Origin of the sequence: Rhodoferax sp. (assembly GCF_028714215.1) — a bacterium.
Classification (GTDB): domain Bacteria; phylum Pseudomonadota; class Gammaproteobacteria; order Burkholderiales; family Burkholderiaceae_C; genus Rhodoferax.
The window spans coordinates 20,288-39,737 of record NZ_JAQTMS010000023.1; the positions used below are offsets into that span (position 1 = coordinate 20,288).

General features: G+C 60.0%; 19 protein-coding genes and 1 tRNA gene. 12 read left to right on the forward strand and 8 right to left on the reverse strand.

Translation table 11 applies throughout. The features are described from left to right. Nucleotides 1-153: 153 nt before the first annotated feature. The 5 genes from PHS32_RS12020 to PHS32_RS12040 all read left to right on the forward strand — a co-directional run bounded on the left by PHS32_RS12020 (nucleotide 154) and on the right by PHS32_RS12040 (nucleotide 3,711). Entirely contained in the window at nucleotides 154-1,683 is a 1,530-nt protein-coding gene (locus tag PHS32_RS12020) for a thymidine phosphorylase family protein (RefSeq protein ID WP_301079269.1), read from the forward strand. Further along, nucleotides 1,683-2,609, forward strand: a complete 927-nt coding sequence (locus PHS32_RS12025; RefSeq protein ID WP_301079212.1) for a ribose-phosphate pyrophosphokinase — start codon at nucleotides 1,683-1,685, stop codon at nucleotides 2,607-2,609. The genes PHS32_RS12020 and PHS32_RS12025 overlap by 1 nt, the downstream gene beginning before the upstream one ends. Before the next feature lie 92 nt (nucleotides 2,610-2,701). Next, on the forward strand, nucleotides 2,702-3,013 hold the full coding sequence (locus PHS32_RS12030; RefSeq protein WP_301079214.1) for a DUF883 family protein: 312 nt from the start codon (nucleotides 2,702-2,704) through the stop codon (nucleotides 3,011-3,013). 13 nt (nucleotides 3,014-3,026) lie between these two features. Next, nucleotides 3,027-3,428, forward strand: a complete 402-nt coding sequence (locus PHS32_RS12035) for a phage holin family protein (RefSeq protein ID WP_301079216.1) — start codon at nucleotides 3,027-3,029, stop codon at nucleotides 3,426-3,428. Beyond that, nucleotides 3,415-3,711, forward strand: coding sequence for a YqjK-like family protein (locus PHS32_RS12040; protein WP_301079217.1), 297 nt, complete (start codon nucleotides 3,415-3,417; stop codon nucleotides 3,709-3,711). Before PHS32_RS12035 ends, PHS32_RS12040 begins: the two co-directional genes overlap by 14 nt. Before the next feature lies 1 nt (nucleotide 3,712). Here PHS32_RS12040 and plsY read toward each other — a convergent pair whose 3' ends face one another. The 4 genes from plsY to PHS32_RS12060 form a co-directional block, all read right to left on the reverse strand. Then, nucleotides 3,713-4,345, reverse strand: coding sequence for a glycerol-3-phosphate 1-O-acyltransferase PlsY (plsY, locus tag PHS32_RS12045; protein WP_301079218.1), 633 nt, complete (start codon nucleotides 4,343-4,345; stop codon nucleotides 3,713-3,715). 88 nt (nucleotides 4,346-4,433) lie between these two features. Continuing rightward, nucleotides 4,434-4,919, reverse strand: a complete 486-nt coding sequence (locus tag PHS32_RS12050) for an aminoacyl-tRNA deacylase (protein WP_301079219.1) — start codon at nucleotides 4,917-4,919, stop codon at nucleotides 4,434-4,436. Between the two features lie 18 nt (nucleotides 4,920-4,937). Beyond that, nucleotides 4,938-6,002, reverse strand: coding sequence for an aldo/keto reductase (locus PHS32_RS12055; RefSeq protein ID WP_301079220.1), 1,065 nt, complete (start codon nucleotides 6,000-6,002; stop codon nucleotides 4,938-4,940). Nucleotides 6,003-6,066: 64 nt separating this feature from the next. Then, on the reverse strand, nucleotides 6,067-7,839 hold the full coding sequence (locus PHS32_RS12060) for an AMP-binding protein (protein WP_301079221.1): 1,773 nt from the start codon (nucleotides 7,837-7,839) through the stop codon (nucleotides 6,067-6,069). 25 nt (nucleotides 7,840-7,864) lie between these two features. Here PHS32_RS12060 and PHS32_RS12065 point away from each other — a divergent pair, with 25 nt between their 5' ends. The 6 genes from PHS32_RS12065 to PHS32_RS12090 all read left to right on the forward strand — a co-directional run bounded on the left by PHS32_RS12065 (nucleotide 7,865) and on the right by PHS32_RS12090 (nucleotide 16,903). Further along, nucleotides 7,865-8,767, forward strand: coding sequence for an alpha/beta hydrolase (locus PHS32_RS12065; RefSeq protein WP_301079222.1), 903 nt, complete (start codon nucleotides 7,865-7,867; stop codon nucleotides 8,765-8,767). Between the two features lie 50 nt (nucleotides 8,768-8,817). Continuing rightward, nucleotides 8,818-9,922, forward strand: a protein-coding gene (gene prfB / locus PHS32_RS12070) for a peptide chain release factor 2 (protein WP_301079223.1) whose coding sequence is annotated in 2 segments (ribosomal slippage) — nucleotides 8,818-8,898 and nucleotides 8,900-9,922 — 1,104 coding nt in all. Because the reading frame shifts where the segments join, the coding sequence is not laid out codon by codon here. A gap of 77 nt (nucleotides 9,923-9,999) precedes the next feature. Continuing rightward, complete coding sequence (gene pepN, locus PHS32_RS12075) at nucleotides 10,000-12,714, forward strand: aminopeptidase N (RefSeq protein ID WP_301079224.1); 2,715 nt, start codon at nucleotides 10,000-10,002, stop codon at nucleotides 12,712-12,714. A gap of 28 nt (nucleotides 12,715-12,742) precedes the next feature. Next, a tRNA-Thr gene (locus tag PHS32_RS12080) sits at nucleotides 12,743-12,818 on the forward strand. A gap of 554 nt (nucleotides 12,819-13,372) precedes the next feature. Next, nucleotides 13,373-14,422, forward strand: coding sequence for a Fic family protein (locus PHS32_RS12085; protein WP_301079225.1), 1,050 nt, complete (start codon nucleotides 13,373-13,375; stop codon nucleotides 14,420-14,422). 54 nt (nucleotides 14,423-14,476) lie between these two features. Next, nucleotides 14,477-16,903, forward strand: coding sequence for a DEAD/DEAH box helicase family protein (locus PHS32_RS12090; RefSeq protein WP_301079226.1), 2,427 nt, complete (start codon nucleotides 14,477-14,479; stop codon nucleotides 16,901-16,903). A 242-nt stretch (nucleotides 16,904-17,145) separates the two neighbouring features. On the opposite strand, the gene PHS32_RS12095 is transcribed toward PHS32_RS12090, so the two are convergent. The 4 genes from PHS32_RS12095 to PHS32_RS12110 are packed head-to-tail and all read right to left on the reverse strand — an operon-like array spanning nucleotide 17,146 to nucleotide 18,729. After that, complete coding sequence (locus PHS32_RS12095) at nucleotides 17,146-17,799, reverse strand: DUF4145 domain-containing protein (protein ID WP_301079227.1); 654 nt, start codon at nucleotides 17,797-17,799, stop codon at nucleotides 17,146-17,148. A gap of 25 nt (nucleotides 17,800-17,824) precedes the next feature. Continuing rightward, nucleotides 17,825-18,127, reverse strand: coding sequence for an addiction module antidote protein (locus tag PHS32_RS12100; RefSeq protein WP_301079228.1), 303 nt, complete (start codon nucleotides 18,125-18,127; stop codon nucleotides 17,825-17,827). Further along, on the reverse strand, nucleotides 18,124-18,447 hold the full coding sequence (locus PHS32_RS12105; RefSeq protein WP_301079229.1) for a type II toxin-antitoxin system RelE/ParE family toxin: 324 nt from the start codon (nucleotides 18,445-18,447) through the stop codon (nucleotides 18,124-18,126). The genes PHS32_RS12100 and PHS32_RS12105 overlap by 4 nt, the downstream gene beginning before the upstream one ends. Nucleotides 18,448-18,477: 30 nt before the next feature. Further along, entirely contained in the window at nucleotides 18,478-18,729 is a 252-nt protein-coding gene (locus PHS32_RS12110; protein ID WP_301079230.1) for a hypothetical protein, read from the reverse strand. 228 nt (nucleotides 18,730-18,957) lie between these two features. Here PHS32_RS12110 and PHS32_RS12115 point away from each other — a divergent pair, with 228 nt between their 5' ends. Further along, nucleotides 18,958-19,212, forward strand: coding sequence for a hypothetical protein (locus PHS32_RS12115; RefSeq protein ID WP_301079231.1), 255 nt, complete (start codon nucleotides 18,958-18,960; stop codon nucleotides 19,210-19,212). Nucleotides 19,213-19,450 lie beyond the last annotated feature (238 nt).

The window sequence follows — 19,450 nt, forward strand, 5'->3', positions numbered from 1 at the left end:
GAAGCCTTTTTTATTGGACTTTTCGCACCGCTGATTGAGCCATGGCGGTGGCCCGCGATCGCAAAACCGGTGTAGGCTACGGTTATGAGAAAAGACACCGTCAAGCCGCCCCGGAGCGTCCCGACACGGGACCCTGATTCCACCCCCTCCACACTGGTACTGCGCCGGGTGTTGATTGACACCTATCACGAGAATGTCGCCTACCTGCACCGTGACTGCGCAGTCTACCGGGCCGAGGGTTTCAGGGCCTTGTCCAAAGTCGAAATCCGTGCCAACGGACGCAGTATTCTGGCCTCCCTGAACGTGGTCGACGACAGCAACATCGTCGCCTGCGACCAACTCGGTTTGTCCAAGGCGGCATTGACCCAGCTCGGTGCCAAAAATGGCGACACGGCCGTGATTTCGCAGGCGGAGGCGCCGGAATCGATTGGCGCGCTGCACCGCAAGCTCGCCGGCGAACGTCTGAACCTCGATGATTTCCACGCCATCGTGCGCGATATCGCCGCGCACCGCTACTCGAAGATCGAATTGGCCGCCTTCGTGGTGGCCACCAACCGCGACGAACTGGACCGTGAAGAGGTGTATTTCCTGACCGAGGCGATGGCTGCCAGCGGTCGAAAATTCGACTGGCATGAGCATCTGGTGATTGACAAACACTGTATCGGTGGCATCCCCGGCAACCGGACATCGATGCTGGTGGTGCCCATCGTGGCGGCACACGGCCTGCTGTGCCCGAAAACATCCTCACGCGCCATCACCTCGCCGGCCGGTACCGCCGACACCATGGAAGTGCTGGCCAATGTGGAACTGCCGTTCGAGCAACTGACCAAGATCGTGCGCGAGCACCGCGGCTGCCTGGCCTGGGGCGGCACCGCCGATCTGTCGCCGGCGGACGATGTGCTGATTGCCGTGGAACGCCCCCTGGCGCTGGACTCGCCCGGGCAGATGGTGGCCTCCATCCTGTCCAAGAAAATTGCCGCCGGATCAACCCATCTGGTGCTCGACATCCCGATCGGGCCGACCGCCAAGGTTCGCTCCATGCCGGACGCACAGCGTTTGCGCCGCCTGTTTGAATATGTTGCCAAGCGGATGAATCTTTCCCTGGACGTGGTCATTACCGACGGCCGCCAACCGGTTGGCAATGGCGTTGGCCCGGTGCTCGAAGCGCGCGATGTGATGCGCGTACTGCAGAACGACTCCAGAGCCCCGGTTGATTTGCGACAGAAGGCGTTGCGGCTGGCGGGCCGCCTGATCGAGTGCAGTCCGGACGTGCGGGGCGGTGACGGTTTTGCCATCGCGCGGGATATCCTGGATTCAGGCCGTGCGCTGGCCAAAATGAACGATATCATCGCCGCGCAAGGCCAGAAACCTTTTGATCACAACGACCCTCAGCTCGGCGCGCTGACCCTCGATGTGCAAGCCAATCAGTCGGGTGTCGTGACCGGCATCGACAACCTGCAAATCGCGCACGTGGCCCGTTTGGCCGGCGCCCCCAAGGTCAGCGGGGCGGGCCTCGACTTGTTTCGCAAACTGGGCGACTGCGTGACGGCGGGAGACACCTTGTACCGCGTGCATGCCGGATTTCGCAGCGACCTCGAGTTTGCGCGCCAGGCGTGCACCAAGCATACCGGGTACACGATAGGCCAGGCCGAAGATGTGCCCCACGCGTTCGTGGAATTCTGATGCGATCAACGCCTGCGCTGAACCCGCTGCTGCTTTACTTCGAAGACGAGCAGGAGAGCGCCGCACGCATTGCGCAAGCCGGCGGTCTGAACCTCTGCAAAATCGAACGCCATCGTTTTCCGGACGGCGAACTCAAACTGCGCCTGCCCCCTGCACTGCCGGCGCAGGTGATCATCCTGCGCACGCTCAACCAGCCGGATGAAAAATTGGTCGAGTTGCTGCTGGCAGCACAGACCGCACGCGACCTAGGTGCCCGCCACCTGACCTTGCTGGCGCCCTACCTCGCCTACATGCGCCAGGATATGGCGTTCCGGCCGGGTGAAGCCGTCAGCCAGCCTATCGTCGGACGCTTTCTGGCCCGCTTGTTCGACGCCTTGATCACGGTCGATCCGCATTTGCACCGGGTCGCCACGCTGCAGGAGGCGGTGCCGGTCGCCAACGCCATTGTGCTCAGCGGAGCACCGCTGTTGTCCGATCTGGTCGCCGCGCAACGCCGGCAACCGCTGCTGGTAGGTCCCGACCAGGAGTCCGCGCAGTGGATCGCGTTGGCAGCCTCACGCCATGGTTTTGAGCATGCCGTGTGCCACAAGATTCGGCACGGTGACCACGCGGTGGAAGTGGCACTACCGGATCTGCCGGTGGCAGGCCGTGAGGTGGTTTTGCTGGACGATGTGGTCAGCACCGGTCATACCCTCGCCCGTGCCGCGCAACTAATGCTGACCGCGGGGGCAATTTCAGTCGACGTGGCCGTGACCCACGCGCTCTTTGCGGGCCAGGCCTGGCAACTGCTGCAGGATGCAGGCGTCGGCAAAATCTGGAGCACCGACTGCATCCAGCACCCCAGCAACGCGGTCAGCATGGCGGCCACCATCGCGCAGGCTTTGTCTGGCCTGCGGGCAGTTGCCAGCGCGCAATCGGCGGGCTGAAATCAATTCCGCCTTTGTTGATTTTTATCACGCTGCCGGACACAATCAAAATTACCATCAATCAGTTGATTGTTACAAATTGGAGTATTGCCATGACGGACATGAGTACGGTTCACACAGAAAAATTGATGAGCGATCTGCGGGTGGTTATTGCCGATGCCGAAGAGCTGCTGCGCATGACGGCCGACCAGGCCGGCGAAGGGGTCGCCGATGTACGCAGCCGGGTACAGGCCAGAATGAACCAGGCCAGGGCCGATCTGCTGCACGTGCAGGAAGCCGCAGTTGCCAAAGCCAGGGCGGCGGGTCACGCCACCGATGAGTTCGTCCACGAAAACCCATGGAAATCGATCGGCATCGCTGCCGGCGTCGGGCTGGTGCTGGGTTTACTGGTCAGCCGACGCTAGCGCAGCGCGCGTCATGAGTGACCCCGTTTCGGCGACCGGTCTTTTCGCCTCCCTGCGCCGCCTGCTTGGCACGGTGCTTGAAGTGGCGCAGGTGCGGCTGGAACTCTTCAGCACCGATGTCGAGCTTGAAAAGCGACGCCTTTTTGACGGACTGCTGTGGGCCGTGATCGCCTTGCTGGTGTTAGGCGTTGGCCTGGTCCTGCTGTGCGGCTTCATCATCCTGCTGTTTTGGGACGGTTATCGCCTGCCGGCGCTGGGACTGATGACGCTGCTGTTTCTGGCCGGTGGCTGCTTGCTGTTGCGCGAGGCACGGCAACGTCTGCGCAGCCCAAACGGCATGTTCAACGCCAGCGTGACCGAACTGGCGCGGGACCGGAGCGGACTCCAGGCCTCAAAGCAACATGAACCGCGATGAGTTGATTCTGCGCCAGCAGCAGTTGCTGGTGCGCAGCGCGGAGTTGCGTCTGGGTCTGGCCGATCAGGCCCAGGTTTTCAAACGACCGTTGGCCGTGGTCGACACGGCCAACCAGGGTCTGCGCTGGCTCTACGGCAACCCCCAGTGGTCACTGGCCGCTTTGGCGATACTGGTCGTGCTGCGGCCGCGACGCACCCTGGTGTGGGGTCGGCGTTTGTGGTCGGCCTGGCGTATGTTGAAACGCGCGCAAGACTGGGTTGCAGCCGGGTCCCTGCGCGACTGATTCAAGTCCTGGCTTTTTTACCCAGCCGCGACTCCTTGCCCTTGATCAGGCGGCCAATGTTCTCGGCGTGGCGATAAATCAGCAGCAGCGACATGATGAACAACGAGAACATGACACCTTTGTTCAGGTACCAGGCCACGCCGTCGCCAAAAATGTAGTAAACCGGTGCAAACACCGCCGCCGTGAGCGAGGCCAGCGACGAGTAGCGGAAGAAGTACGCCATGATCAGCCAGGTGGCGCCGGCCGCCAGACCCAGTACCCAACTGATTCCCAGCAGCACGCCAGCAGCGGTGGCGACGCCCTTGCCGCCCACAAAGTTGAAAAACACCGGGTAGAGATGGCCGACAAACGCCGCCAGTCCGACCAGCGCCATGGTTCCCTCCTCCAGTCCGTACGGTTTGCCGTACCACTTGACCAGCATCACGGGTAGCCAGCCCTTGGCGGCGTCGAGCAAAAGAGTGATCACTGCCGCCCCCTTGTTGCCGGAGCGCAGCACGTTGGTGGCACCCGGGTTCTTGCTGCCAAAGGTGCGCGGATCATTCAAACCCATGACGCGGCTGACGATGACGGCAAACGAGAGCGAGCCGATCAGGTAGCCCAAAAGGACCGCCACCAAAGGGAAAAAAGACTGCATTGATTGCAAAGAAGTTCTCCTGCTGCACCCACTGGCCGGGGTATGAAGTGCCTATTCTGCCAGCCCGCGTCGGTTGATCGGCAACAAATCAGTCAAGCAGCGCACACTGCACCGGCTTGGCCGCCAGCAAGGAGACACAGACCTGCGGCGCTATGCCCACCAGATAGCCTCGGCGGCCACCGTTGATGAGGATTTTGGGCAATTCGAGAATCGAGGCTTCGATATAGACCGGCATGCTCCGGCGCGTGCCGAACGGCGAAGTACCGCCGACCAGATAACCGCTGTGCCGGTTGGCCACTTCCGGCTGGCAGGGCGCCACCGACTTGGCTCCAATCTGGCGCGCCAGATTCTTGGTTGAAACCTTGCGATTGCCGTGCATCAGCACGACCAGGGGCTTGGCGTCCTGATCCTGCATGATGAGCGTCTTGACCACCATGAACGGGTCAAACCCCAGCGTCTCGGCGCTGTGCAGGGCGCCACCGTGCTCCAGGTACTCGTAGGGGTGTTCACTGAACGCCACCTTGTGCGCCCTGAGCAACTGGGTGGCCGGAGTTTCACTGACGTGTTTTGCCATGGCAACGCCTGCTTCGCCTTACAAGGTGGGGTCGCGTACCTGCCAGCGGATGGCGTCTATCTCTTGCAGCAGTTCGGGCGAGAGCGTAGTGCCCCAGGCGTCCAGATCCTCGTCCAGTTGCGCCACCGAGGTCACTCCGATGATGGTGCTGGCAACCTGCCATTTGGTGTAGCAAAAAGCCAGCGCAAGCTGGGTCGGCGTCAGACCATGTTGGCGCGCCAGCGCGTTGTAGCGGCGCGCCGCGGCCAGCGCATCGGGGCGGCCCCAGCGCTGCTTGCGGGTCGACTCAAAGCGGGTGATGCGCGCATTCGCCGGTGCTTGCGGTCCGGTCAATCCTGAGGCATCGTATTTGCCGGTCAGCAGGCCGAAGGCCAGCGGCGAATAAGCCAGCAGCGAGACACCGAGACGATACATGCTTTCGTCCAACCCATTCTCCACCGTGCGGTTCAACAGGCTGTAGCCGTTTTGCACCGTGGCGACGCGTGGCAAGCCATGTTGCTCGGCCAGCCGCACGAATTCGTGCACGCCGTAGGGCGTTTCGTTGGACAAGCCCACCGCGCGCACCTTGCCGGCTTGCACCAGAGTTTGCAGGGCCTCCAGTTGCACTTGAATGGAGGTGCCGGGCCCGTCTTTCGCCGGATCGAAATACAGCAGGCCAAAAGCCGGCACGTGACGCACCGGCCAATGAATCTGGTACAGGTCGATGACGTCGGTCTGCAAACGCCTGAGGCTGCCTTCGCAGGCGGCAATGATGTCGGCGGCGGTCAAGTCGGTGCTGCCGCCGCGAATCCAGGGCATGCCGCGGGCCGGACCGGCCACCTTGGAGGCGATGACCAGCTTCTGGCGCGCCGCCGGGTTTTTCGCCAACCAGTGGCCGATGATGATTTCGGTGGCGTTGAAGGTTTCGGCACGCGGCGGCACAGCGTACATTTCGGCGGTATCTATGAAGTTGACGCCGCGCTCCAGCGAGCGATCCAAAACGGCGTGCGCCGTGGCTTCATCCACTTGTTCGCCAAAAGTCATGGTGCCCAGGCAGATCGGGGTAACGCGCAGATCGCTCTGACCGAGCGCTATCGTTTTCATGGTCATCAGAAGTTTAGGGATTTTTGAAAAGCCAAGAGTTTACGATCTCTCTTATTTTCGCGCCTCAGTTTGCCGGCAATCTGGCCCGCTCCTGTTCCAGCAAGCGCAGCACGCGGCGCTGTACCTTGCCGGTGGTCGTCATGGGCAGGGCATCGATAAACTCGATTTCCTTGGGGTATTCGTAAGGCGCCAGCCTTTCCTTCACATGGGCTTGCAAGCGGGCCACCAGGTCGCGGTCGAATTCAGCTCTGTCGGCATTCCCGGTCGGGCGGGATGCTACAAAATCAGGAGCAAGAACGACATAGGCCTTGACCACGGCACCGCGCTCGCGGTCGGGCTTGGGCACCACGGCGGCGTTGGCAACGGCCGGATGCTTGACCAGACAGTTCTCGATTTCGCCAGGCCCGATGCGGTAACCGGCAGCCTTGAACACATCGTCGGCGCGGCCCTGGTACCACAGGTAGCCCTCGGCATCGCGCGTCGCCAGATCGCCGGTGCGACACCAGTCGCCGGTGAATTTGTCGCGCGTGGCGGCCTCGTTGTTCCAGTAGCCCAGGAAGAAGATCGGATCAGGCTGACCCTGCACGTCAAAACGGTTCAAGGCCACGTCGCCCGCCACGCCAACCGGGCATTCGCACCCCGCGTCGTCGATTACCGCCACCCGGTGCCCCGGATAGCCCTTGCCCATGCTGCCGGGTTTCGCCGGCCATAGCGCGGCGCAATTGCCAACGATGTAGTTGATTTCGGTCTGGCCAAACATTTCGTTGACGGTGACACCCAGTTGCGACTGGCAATAGTCAAAGACGGCATCGCCCACCGCCTCGCCGGCGCTCATGATGGCTTGCAACTTCAGTTTGAATTGCTGGCGCACCGTGGCATCGGCGCTCCCCGGGTAGGCCTTCATCATGGCCTTCAGTGCGGTGGGAAACAAAAAGGTGTGCGTGACGCCAAACTGGCGCATCAGTTGCAGCGCCATTTCCGGGCTGAAACGGCCATTGAAGGCGACGATAGGGCGACCAAAGTAAAGCGTCGGCAGCAAGGCATCCATCAGACCACCGGTCCAGGCCCAATCGGCCGGCGACCAGAACACGGCGTCGGTCGCCGCGTTGCCCTTGCCATCAAACCCAAACCAGTTCTGACTACAGACAAAACCGGTGAGGTTGCCGATCAAGGCCCGGTGCGGGATCAAGGCGCCCTTGGGGTTGCCGGTGGTACCGCTGGTGTAGATCAAAACCGCAGGGTCATCGGCGGCCGTGGCGACCGGCGTAAATTCCGGCGCCACGCTGGAGAGAGCATCGAAGTAGTTCAAGTCCGCCTGCGCGCCAGCGCCGCCCACGCCCAGCACACTGCGCAGCGACGGGCAGTTTTCACGGACGCTGGCCACGCTGGCGATGGAGCTTTCGTCGCAGATCGCCAGCACGGCGGCGCCGTCCTGCAGACGATATTCGATCGCCTCGGGTCCAAACAGCATCGACAGCGGCATCGCCACGGCACCCATCTGCAACACCGCCATGTAGGCCACGGCGGTCTCAAAGCGCTGCGGCATCACGATGGCCACCCGGTCACCCGGCTGCACCCCGAGCCCGGTCAGAACCCGGGACAGGCGATTGGCCTGTTGCTGTAGCTCGGAAAACGTGTGGGAAGTGCTTTCTCCCTGCGTCTGCATCGCGTAAATGGCGACTCTTTTTGCGGCGTCGGGCAACGCCGCCCAGCGCGCACAGCAAACCTGGGCGATGTTGAATTTCTCCGGCACCTGCCATCGAAAACCGTTGTGTATTTGAGAATAGGGATCCGGCACCGACCGCTGCCGTTTGTCGCTGTTTTGACTGACGCTCACGATATGTCTCCGTATGATGCTGCAAATGTACCAAGTTAAACGAATTTCCCGTAGCGAGTTTGTCCCGATACGCAAGCTGCAATACCACGTCCGGGTGTGGGGCGAACCGGCACCCGGCACGACACCGCTGGTGATGGTGCATGGCTGGATGGATGTGGCCGCAAGTTACCAGTTCGTGGTGGACGCGCTCAGCCACAGCCATTACGTCATCGCCCCCGACTGGCGTGGCTATGGCCACACCGGCTCGGGTGGTGCCGACAATTTCTGGTTCCCCGACTACCTGGCCGACCTGGACTTCCTGCTGGACCACTATGCACCCCAGGGCCAGGTGAATCTGGTCGGCCACAGCATGGGCGGCAACATCGTGATGCTGTACGCCGGCGTGCGCCCCGAGCGCATCCGCCGCCTGATCAACCTGGAGGGTTTTGGCATGCCCGCCACCACGCCTGACCAGGCGCCCGGCCGCTACGCCAAGTGGCTGGACGAGCTCAAGAGCCTGCACCGCGGCGAAATGGATCTGAAGGCCTACGACACGGTGGCCGGCGTGGCGCGCCGCCTGATGAAGACCAACCCGCGCCTGGGTGCCGACAAGGCCAATTGGCTGGCACAGCATTGGGCGCAGGAAGACCCTCTGGGCAACTGGCGTATCTTGGGCGACCCGGCACACAAAATCACCAATGCCCAACTCTACCGGGTGGACGAGGTGCTGGAACTTTACGGGCGCATCAGCGTGCCGGTGCTGAGCGTGGAGGCTTCGGACAACAGTCTGGATCTGTGGTGGAAAGGCAAGTTCACGCTGGCCCAGTACCACGAGCGTCTGCAAGCCGTGCCGCAGGTGGAAACCGCCCGCATAGCGGACGCCGGCCACATGATGCACCACGACCAGCCGGAACTTCTGGCGGCACTGATAGAGCGTTTTATCGATTGAGTGCGAAAATAGCGGGTTATTGGAAACCCACACCGTCAGGATCACGCATCATGGAAGCAGAACGCATCAATCTCATCGGCACCCAACTCTCCGATTTGAGCGGCCGCACCCTCGCCTTACGGGGGTATCTTTGACTACGATGCCAAAGCCGAACGCCTGAGAACGGTCAACGCCTCCCTGGAAGACCCAACCGTCTGGAACGACCCCAAACGCGCCCAGGAGCTGGGCCGCGAAAAGAAAGCGCTGGACGGCGTGGTGCTGACACTCGACAAGCTGACGCGCGAGCTGGCCGATAACACCGAATTGTTTGAAATGAGCAAGGAGGAAGGCGACGAGGCCGGCCTGCTGACCATTGAGCAAGAGACCGCCACGCTGGCCGCCACCATCGAGGAACTGGAGTTCCGCCGCATGTTCAACAACCCGGCCGACCCGATGAACGCTTTTGTCGACATTCAGGCCGGCGCCGGCGGCACCGAGGCCTGCGACTGGGCCAGCATGCTGCTGCGCCAGTACCTGCGCTACGCGGAGCGCAAGGGTTTCACGGTCACGATCGAGGACGAGACGGCGGGCGATACCGCCGGCATCAAGGGCGCCACCATCAAGGTCGAAGGCGAATACGCTTTTGGCCTGCTGCGCACCGAGACCGGCGTGCACCGCCTGGTGCGCAAGTCGCCGTTCGATTCCTCGGGCGGCCGCCACACCTCGTTCGCCTCGGTCTTTGTCTACCCGGAGGTGGACGACTCGATCGAGATCGACATCAATCCGGCAGAGGTGCGTGTCGACACTTTCCGCGCCAGCGGTGCCGGTGGTCAGCACATCAACAAGACCGATTCGGCGGTGCGCCTGACGCACCTGCCGACCGGCATCGTGGTGCAATGCCAGGACGGCCGCAGCCAGCACGGCAACCGTGAAGTGGCCTGGAAGCGCCTGCGCTCACGCCTGTACGACTTCGAGATGCGCAAACGCCAGGCCGAGCAGCAAAAACTGGAAGACTCCAAGACCGATGTCGGCTGGGGGCACCAGATTCGTTCCTACGTGCTGGACAACAGCCGGATCAAGGATTTGCGCACCAATTACGAGACCTCGGCCACCCAGAAGGTGCTTGATGGCGACCTCGACCAGTTTATTCAAGCCTCGCTGAAGCAAGGTGTTTGATGGGGCTGTTCGGGCCCCGCCAGCAGGCCAGTGTGACTACCTTAACTTGATGAATTTGAAATTTTTGGAGAATCCGCATGTTGCAACTTCGTGAGGCCGACGGCCCGGCCATCGTGGTCCGCCGCGCCGACTACAGCGCCCCCGCCTACTGGATTGACAGCGTCAACCTGACGTTTGACCTGGACCCGGCGAAGACCCGCGTATTGAACAAGATGACGCTGCGGCGCAACCCCGACGTTGCACCGCAACCCCTGAAACTCGACGGTGAAGAACTCAACCTGGCACGGGTACTGGTGAACGGCCAGGGCGCTTCGTTCAAGATCGACGACGGCCAGCTGGTACTCGACAACCTGCCGGCCGAAGGCACTTTCGAACTGGAAATTTTCACCACCTGCGCACCCGGCAAGAACACCAAGCTAATGGGTCTGTACGTCAGCAACGAGTCTTTCTTTACCCAGTGCGAAGCCGAGGGTTTCCGGCGCATTACCTATTTTCTGGACCGCCCGGATGTGATGGCCAGCTACAGCGTGACGCTGCGCGCCGACAAGCAGAAATACCCGGTGCTGCTGTCCAACGGCAACCTCGTCGCGCAGGGTCCGCTGGAAGGCGCCGGCAATGAGGGGCGCCACTTTGCCACTTGGGTCGACCCGCATAAAAAACCGTCCTACCTGTTTGCGCTGGTGGCCGGCCAACTGGTATGCCGGGAGCAACGCATCACCTCGCGCGCCGGCAAAGACCATTTGCTGCAAGTCTATGTGCGCCCCGGCGACCTGGACAAGACCGAACACGCGATGAACTCGCTGATGGCTTCGGTCATCTGGGATGAAGCCCGCTTCGGCCTGCCGCTCGATCTGGAACGCTTCATGATAGTCGCGACCAGCGATTTCAACATGGGCGCCATGGAAAACAAGGGCCTCAACATTTTCAACACCAAGTTTGTGCTGGCAAACCAGGCCACCGCCACCGATGCCGACTATTCGAACATCGAGCGGGTGGTGGGTCACGAGTACTTTCACAACTGGACCGGCAACCGCATCACCTGCCGCGACTGGTTCCAGTTGAGTCTGAAAGAAGGCTTGACGGTGTTTCGCGATCAGGAGTTTTCGCAGGATTTGTGCAGCGAGCCGTCGGGGCGCGCCGTCAAACGCATAGCCGACGTGCGCGTGCTGCGCACCAGCCAGTTCCCGGAAGATGCCGGCCCGATGGCGCACCCGGTACGCCCTGACAGCTACATCGAGATTAACAACTTCTACACCGTCACCATTTACGAAAAAGGGGCGGAAGTGGTGCGCATGATGCAAACCCTGGTTGGACGCGACGGTTTTGCCAAGGGCATAACCCTGTACTTTGCGCGCCACGATGGCCAGGCGGTGACCTGCGACGACTTCGCCCAGGCGATTGCCGACGCCAACCCGGACTCGGCGTTGGCGCGGCTGTTGCCCGAGTTCAAGCACTGGTACAGCCAGGCCGGCACCCCCCGTCTGGCCGCCAGCGGCCACTACGACGCCGCCGCACGCAGCTACACACTGAACTTTAGCCAGAACTGCGCCGCCACCCCTGGCCAGGCGAGCAAAGAGCCTTTTGTGATTCCGGTGGGCCTGGGGCTGGTGGGCGGCAGCGGCGCAGCCCTGCCCTTGCAGTTGCAGGACGGTAGCGAGCCGGTCGGCGACAGTCATTTGTTTGTCATGAGTGCTCAGAGCGAATCCATCACCTTTGTCAACCTGGATGAAGAGCCGGTGCCCTCCATCCTGCGCGGTTTTAGCGCTCCGGTGCTGCTCGATTTTGACTACACCGATAGCCAGCTGCTGACCCTGTTGGCGAATGACCCGGACCCGTTCAACCGCTGGGAGGCCGGCCAGAGGCTGGCCATGCGACGCGCCACCAAAGCCATCGTCGAAAGTTCCCCGGCCGACGGCGCCAAGGTGCTGGATGACGCCTATCTGGAGGCCATGCGCAGCGTGCTGCGCCATCCCACGCTGGACGCCGCGTTCAAGGAATTGGTGCTCACCCTGCCCTCCGAGACCTACATCGCCGAACAGTTGGAGGTGGTGGACCCGCAGCGCATTCATGAGGTGCGAGAAGCCATGCGCTTGCAGTTGGCCACCGCCCTGGCCGACGACTGGCAGTGGGCATTTGAGAGCCACCGCGAGAACGGCGGCTACCGGCCCGACGCCCTGTCGGCCGGCCGGCGTGCCCTGGCCGGCATGGCACTGGCGCAACTGAGCCTTGCCGCCCGTGACGACGGCAGCAGCGTCTGGCCGGGTAAAACCTACCAGCGCTTCAAGGATGCCGACAACATGACCGACCGCGCCTACGCCCTGTCGGCGCTGCTGGGCAGCGGCCACCAACTCGCCACGGCGGCATTGGCGCAGTTTTACAGCCAGTTCAAAAACGAAGAGCTGGTGCTGGACAAATGGTTTGCACTACAGGCCGGCGCCTGCGATCGCGGTGGCAACGTGCTGCCGCTGGTGCGCCAACTGATGAGCCACCCGGACTTCAACATCCGTAATCCCAACCGCGCGCGCAGCCTGATCTTCAGTTACTGCAGCGCCAACCCCGGCGCCTTCCACCGCGCCGACGCGGCCGGTTACGTGTTCTGGAGCGAACGGGTGATGGAACTCGACAGCATCAATCCGCAAGTGGCGGCCAGATTGGCACGTGCCCTAGATCGCTGGAAGAAGCTGGCCGAACCCTACCGCAGCGCAGCCCGCGAAGCCATCGCACGGGTGGCCGCCAAGGCCGACCTGAGCAATGACGTGCGCGAGGTCGTCAGCCGCGCTCTGGCCGACTGACGCACCGGCTATAATTCGACGCTTTCCAGCCGGTGTAGCTCAGTCGGTAGAGCAGCTCATTCGTAATGAGAAGGTCGGGTGTTCGATTCATCTCTCCGGCACCAATAGACATAAGGGTTTGCTGCTAGTAAATTGGTAGCAAACCCTTTCTGTTTTAGCCATATACCTGCGTCATACCGCCATCAGTACCGGGTTTTGTACCGTGTAGCGCCGGCGCCGGCCGGCCTGATCATAGTGGCTGCTCGGCCGGCGCAAACCACCGATGCCGCCGCCGAGAGTGCTGGGGTGGGTGGCGCAGCGAAATGAATACGAAGGAGCCGAAGGCGGGGGACGTTCGCGGAGCCACCCACTGCGGCGCCCTCGGGCCACAGACGCTTGAGCCTCAGTTCTTGACTTGAGACAGCCATCTGCATCAGGCCGGCTCGGCTAATCTGTTTCGCCTCTGGTCCTGTGCAGGGCATACGGCATTGCACTTATTGATATTTTGCGACCTTTTCGTAAATTGGCATCAAGCAAGCCGAAGTTACCTGCCCTGCGCTTGAACGGATCCATGCCAAGAGGCTGGCAACCAATAAAACACCCATTGGCACCCATTTTTCTCCCATTGGGATTGAGAGGGTGCTTTTAAATAGGTGTAATTGGGTGTATTATTGGTTTCATGTTTCGCACTGACACCCTCCAAATCACACCAGAGATCCTGCGCTTGATCGCTCGGATCGACGAGTTCAAAGGCGCTTGGCGTGCGCTTGGGACGCTTGCACCCGACCGCCTTTCTGCTTTGCGCAGGGTGGCCACCATTGAAAGCATTGGCTCGTCCACCCGTATCGAGGGCAGCAAACTGACGGATCGGGAGGTGGAAAAGCTGCTCTCAACCCTAGCCATCCAGTCTTTTGAGACCCGCGACGAGCAGGAGGTGGCTGGCTACGCCGAGTTGATGGACTTGGTGTTCATCTCCTGGAGGGACATCCCGTTCAATGAGAATCATGTCAAGCAACTGCACCAGATCCTGTTACGCCACAGTGAGAAAGACGCACGACACCGGGGTCAGTACAAAACCAGTTCCAACAGCGTTGCCGCATTTGACGAAAACGGTGCGCAGATTGGCATCGTGTTCGAGACGGCAAGTCCATTCGACACGCCCCGCCTGATGGCCGAATTGGTGGCTTGGGTCAATGATGAGCGCGACAAAGCGCTGCTACACCCATTGCTGATCATTGCCATTTTCGTGGTCGTGTTCCTGGAGATTCATCCATTCCAGGATGGCAATGGCCGACTCAGCCGGGTTTTGACGACATTGCTGTTAATCCAGGCGGGCTATGCCTATGTGCCATACAGCTCACTGGAAAGCGTGATCGAGCTCAACAAAGAAGCCTACTACTTGGCCTTGCGGCAGACCCAGGGCTCTATCCGAACGGATGCGCCCAATTGGCAACCGTGGCTGGTTTTTTTTCTGCGCTCGCTGGCTGAGCAGGTCAGGCGCCTGGAAAAGAAAGTCGAACGCGAAAAAATCGTGTTGGCTGCCTTGCCCGATTTGTCATTGCAGATCGTTGAATTTGCGCGGGAACACGGCCGTGTCACGATTGGCGATGCGATCAAATTGACAGGCGTTAGTCGAAACACGCTGAAGCAACACTTTCGCAACCTGGTTGAGCATGGCCATTTAAATCAGCAGGGCGGTGGGCGTGGTGTTTGGTACGAACTCAAGTGACCGGGGGATGCATGTTCATTTTTGCCGACCAAGGCTCTGGATTTCTGGACGTGAATGGTTGAGTTCGACGTGGAAAAACGGGATCATCCACCTGATTCTCTTGAGTCGCTTCAAGCAGAAAACGCCCGCCTGATCGCTCTACTGGAATCACACGGTATCGCGTGGCGGCAACCGCTGCCGACCGTTTTTGTGGCGCGAGAACCGGAATCGTCCAGGATTTCCACCGCTGAAAAGGTGGCTCTGTTTCGGCGACTTTTTCGCGGGAGAACGGATGTCTATCCCATCCGTTGGGAAGGCAAAACTTCGGGCAAGTCAGGTTACGCCCCGGCCTGCGCCAACGAGTGGCGCGCTGGGGTATGCGAGAAGCCGCGCATCAGATGCGGCGACTGCAGTAAACGCCTGCTGATTCCACTGACCGATGCCGTGATATATGACCATCTGGCTGGCGAACACACGGTTGGTGTCTATCCGCTATTGGCAGATGATGCCTGCCATTTTCTCGCGGTGGATTTTGATGAGGCCGATTGGCGAAAAGACGCCGGTGCTTTCATGCAGTCCTGCCAGGAGTTGGGTGTCCCGGCGGCGTTGGAAATATCGCGGTCCGGTAAAGGCGCACATGCCTGGGTATTTTTCTCTGCTCGTGTTGCTGCGCGCGATGCACGCCGCTTGGGCACCGCCATCATTAGCCACACCTGCTCGCGCACCCGACAACTGGAACTCAGTTCCTACGACCGGTTGTTTCCCAATCAAGACACCATGCCCAAGGGCGGCTTTGGCAATTTGATCGCATTGCCGCTGCAAAAGGCCCCCCGTGAAAGCGGATTCAGCGTGTTCGTTGACACCAACCTGCAACCCTATCCTGACCAGTGGGGGTATCTGGCATCGATCCAACCGATGGCACCTCATGACATCGATCCGACCGTATTGCGGGCCACCGGTGGCGTTCATCCATTGGACGTGACCTTCATCGATGAAGAAGATCTCAAAGTGCCGTGGAAGCGAACTGTGGTCGCGACCAACAAGCTGCCAGGCCCTATGCCAAAAGTGCTGACGGTGACGGCGTCCAACATGGTCTATTTCGAGAAAGCCGAGTTGCCGCAGCCGCTGGCCAACCGGCTGATCCGTCTGGCTTCCTTTCAGAATCCGGAGTTCTACAAGGCGCAAGCCATGCGCTTGTCGACCTGGGATAAGGCTCGCGTGATTGGCTGCGCCGAGAATTTCCCGAACCACATTGCCTTACCGCGCGGATGTCTGGAGCCTACCCTGGAATTGCTGCGTGCCAATGGCATCCGTGCTGGCCTGTGCGACGAACGACAAGCCGGTGAAGTGCTGGACGTCACTTTTGTCGGCGTCCTGCGACCTGATCAGGAGACCGCCGTGGTCGCAATGCTCAAACATGACGCCGGTGTCTTTTGTGCTCCGACGGCGTTTGGCAAAACGGTGACCGCTGCGGCGATGATTGCAAGTCGCGGTGTCAACACCCTGGTTCTGGTGCATCGCACCGAGTTGCTCAAACAGTGGCAGGAGCGCCTGCAGTCCTTCCTCAATGTTGGCAAGGGCGTGATCGGCACCGTTGGCGGCGGCAAAGCAAAACCGACGGGCAAGATTGATATCGCGGTAATGCAGTCACTGTCCCGCCAGGGAGACGTCAATCCACTGGTCGAAAACTACGGGCAGGTTATCGTTGATGAGTGTCATCACATTGGCGCTGCTTCTTTCGATGCCATCCTTAAGCGTACCAAGGCAAAGTTCGTGCTTGGCCTCACCGCCACACCGATCCGTCGTGATGGTCAGCAGCCGATCATCTTCATGCAGTGTGGGCCAATCCGGTATACGGCTACCAAGGCGGACAGCGCGCCGCACGACCTGGAAGTGATTCCATGCTCGCGCTTTGCGCGCATCGACTTGGCAACGGATGCTGGAATACAGGATGTGTTCCGGCATCTTGCCAACGATCACGCCCGCACATTGGCCATCGCGCTTGAGGTCAAGGCAGCCTTTGAGTCTGGGCGCAAAGTGCTGGTGCTGACCGAGCGTACAGAGCATCTCGATGCGATTGCGTCAGCCCTGAATGGGAATGTACTGACGCCCTTCGTTCTGCACGGGCGGATGTCAAAAAAGCAGCGAGCAGCCCTGATCGCTGAACTTGACGCCCTGCCACCTGAGGCTCCCCGCATCCTGCTCGCTACCGGAAAACTTGTCGGCGAGGGATTTGACCACCCTCCCCTCGACACCTTGGTGTTGGCGATGCCAATCTCGTGGAAAGGAACTTTGCAGCAATACGCGGGCCGACTGCATCGTGAACATGCGACCAAGACTGATGTCCGAATCCTGGATTTTGTGGATACCGGCCACCCTGCACTTCTGCGCATGTGGGACAAGAGACAGCGTGGTTACAAGGTAATGGGCTATCGAATATCGCTCGACGAAGCAGGCGATATTTCAACGCCAGCACTCAACTTTCCGACCCTGTCCGCATGATTGCCCGGGAGTTGAAAAAGTGACAAGATCACGTGTCAGCAATACGGCACCAATCCAAATGAAAAGGGACAGACTGTCATGGTCTGTCCCTTTTTCATCGGGGCTATCACGTAGCCCGTGTGAATTATTGCCTCAACTCGGCTCTACTTGCCAGCCCAATTCCAAAACGTTTTGGTGAACGACGGGCCACGAAGACCGTTGATGGCGCCGCTGCGCTTGTGGCCCGTCCGTTCGACCTGGAGTTAGCCACCGCTGAACTTACTGAGCAAGAACTGCTCAACAAAGCCAATGACGCTGCTTACATCCGGCTCGGAAAGCTTCACCCATTCGGCGTGCATTGCTGCATTTCTAATCCGAGGCATGGCATCCAAAAGTGACTTCTGAGCCCCTGACACTAAGCCGGAGGTTTTTAGCGCATTCACCACCTCTTGCATCGTCTTGTCCGCGATCAGCAGGTTGTTTGCGATGGCGAAGCGTTTGAGCGCGTCCTCCAGGGCGGCACAAGCAAGAACTGCGGCTACATCCTTGTGCCCCTCAGATAGCGATTTCCGAGCAAGCGCGACGAAGTCTCCAAAAACCTCTCCAGAAACACGAAGATCCACGTCGAAAACATAGCCGCCTAAGAAGTCTTCGCTCGCGCTTCGGAAAACTGCGCCCAGGGCGCCGACGTCGTGGTCACTTCCCTGACAAGCGGTGTACAGCGAAACGAAATTCGTGTAGTGCGGAGAAGCATCTCCAAAGGCTGCACGAATGAGGCTTTGTGCACTGGTGGCCCACTGCCTCCATTGCCCGTGTTTGGAATAGCTCCGTCCCATGCCGCCGCTTTCAGTGAACGTGATTTCGCCAAAGCTTTTTGCAAGCTCAGCAAATCGACGTGCAAAAGTCTCGGTGATCATGGGGCGGCTAGCTGGGGCGAAACTGTCATGCCGCGTGGGCGGGCGCCACGCTCAGGCGCAGCCCCACCGCGTGCAACACCTTGTGAACCGTGGTCAGTGTCGGGTTACCCTCGGCACTCAATGCCTTGAATAGCATCTTATCGCCCACGGCGGCACGGCGTGCTACTTCTGCCATGCCGTGAGCCTTGGCAACGTGTCGCAGTGCCACCAGCAACGCAGCGGGGTCGTCCAATTCCATGACAGCCTCGATATAGGCGGCTGCTTCCACTGGGTCTTTCAGCATGGGCAGCAGAGTTTCTTCATAGCTCGCATCCCGCGGTGCATTCATGTTCTACCCCTTTGTTTCCAGTCGTTCAAATAATCAACAGCCTGCTTTATGGCGCGTTTCTGGTCGGCCTTGTCACTGCCACATAGCAGCAACACTACCACCGGGCCTTGCCTGCTCAGGTACACCCTGTAGCCCGGTCCTACGTCAACCTTCAATTCCTGCACGCCATCACGCACAGGCTTGCAGTCGCCAAAATTTCCAGCCACCACACGCGCCAGCCTTGCAATGATGCTTTTCTGACCAGCTTTGTCCTGCATGGCATACAGCCACTCCCGAAACGGTATTCTTCCGTTTACGTCGATATAGTTGACGAGATCCATAATGGTATCTTAAATCGTACTACCCTGCACCTACTTTTCGTCGGGGATGGTGCGGGGTTGCTGTAGCGCGCCCTCCAGCGCCTGCTTGTACTGCTGCTGAAGTTGCTGGGGCTGCTCGCGTACCGTCGCCGCCGGGGTACTGGCCGAACCTTGCGGATCGGTGGCCATGGGGACTTGCAGCGCAGGCAGCATTTGCTGCGTAGAGGTCAGTTGTTTTTTCACCAGAACACCCACGATGGCCAAGCACAGGAGAAGTCCCAGCAGGCCAAAGATTCCCTTCATGGTGCAATTCCTTTTACTGTCATGCCGACGCCACCGGCAAAGATATGGGAGCGCATCAACTCGCGCGCAAGCAACTGGCCATTGCCGGCGAACTGGCATGACGGGTACATGGACATGACTCCAGTATCCAACAGAAAACATGTCACGCCAAATACACCGTCAACGAAGCGCATACTGTTGCGACAAAATAGCAACTTAACCATCCAAGCCACTTAGACAGGACACGCCATGAAAACGGAAGACTTGATTCTTGCGGCCCAGGTGCGCGAACTGGCGGCGGAACTGCGCCAACAACACGCCTACAACACCAAGAAAGAAATGGAAGCCAGACTGCCACCGGAGCAGCATGAGTCGCTGGAGGACTTCATGGAAAAATACCGGGCAGCGCACTCCATCATGAAGTTCGTGCCAGAAGCCATGCACAAGCTGGAGAAGGTGTCCGAGGTGATTCAGACCTACCTCAAGACACACCCAGGAACGTGACCTGGTGCCTGCGACACAAAAAATAAAACCCGCGAACCTGACGGGTCGCGGGTTTCAAGGCTATCACTGGCGGAAACGGAGTCCCCCTCCGCCTAACTTTAATCGATTTCAACTACCCTCAACCATCCTCTCATTTTCCACATTCCCCAATGAAAGATAAGAAATACCGTCACTAACCTTAATCATGCGTTATCATCCTACCGCGCATGGTTTGTTGGGTTAGATGTTGGGTTTATTT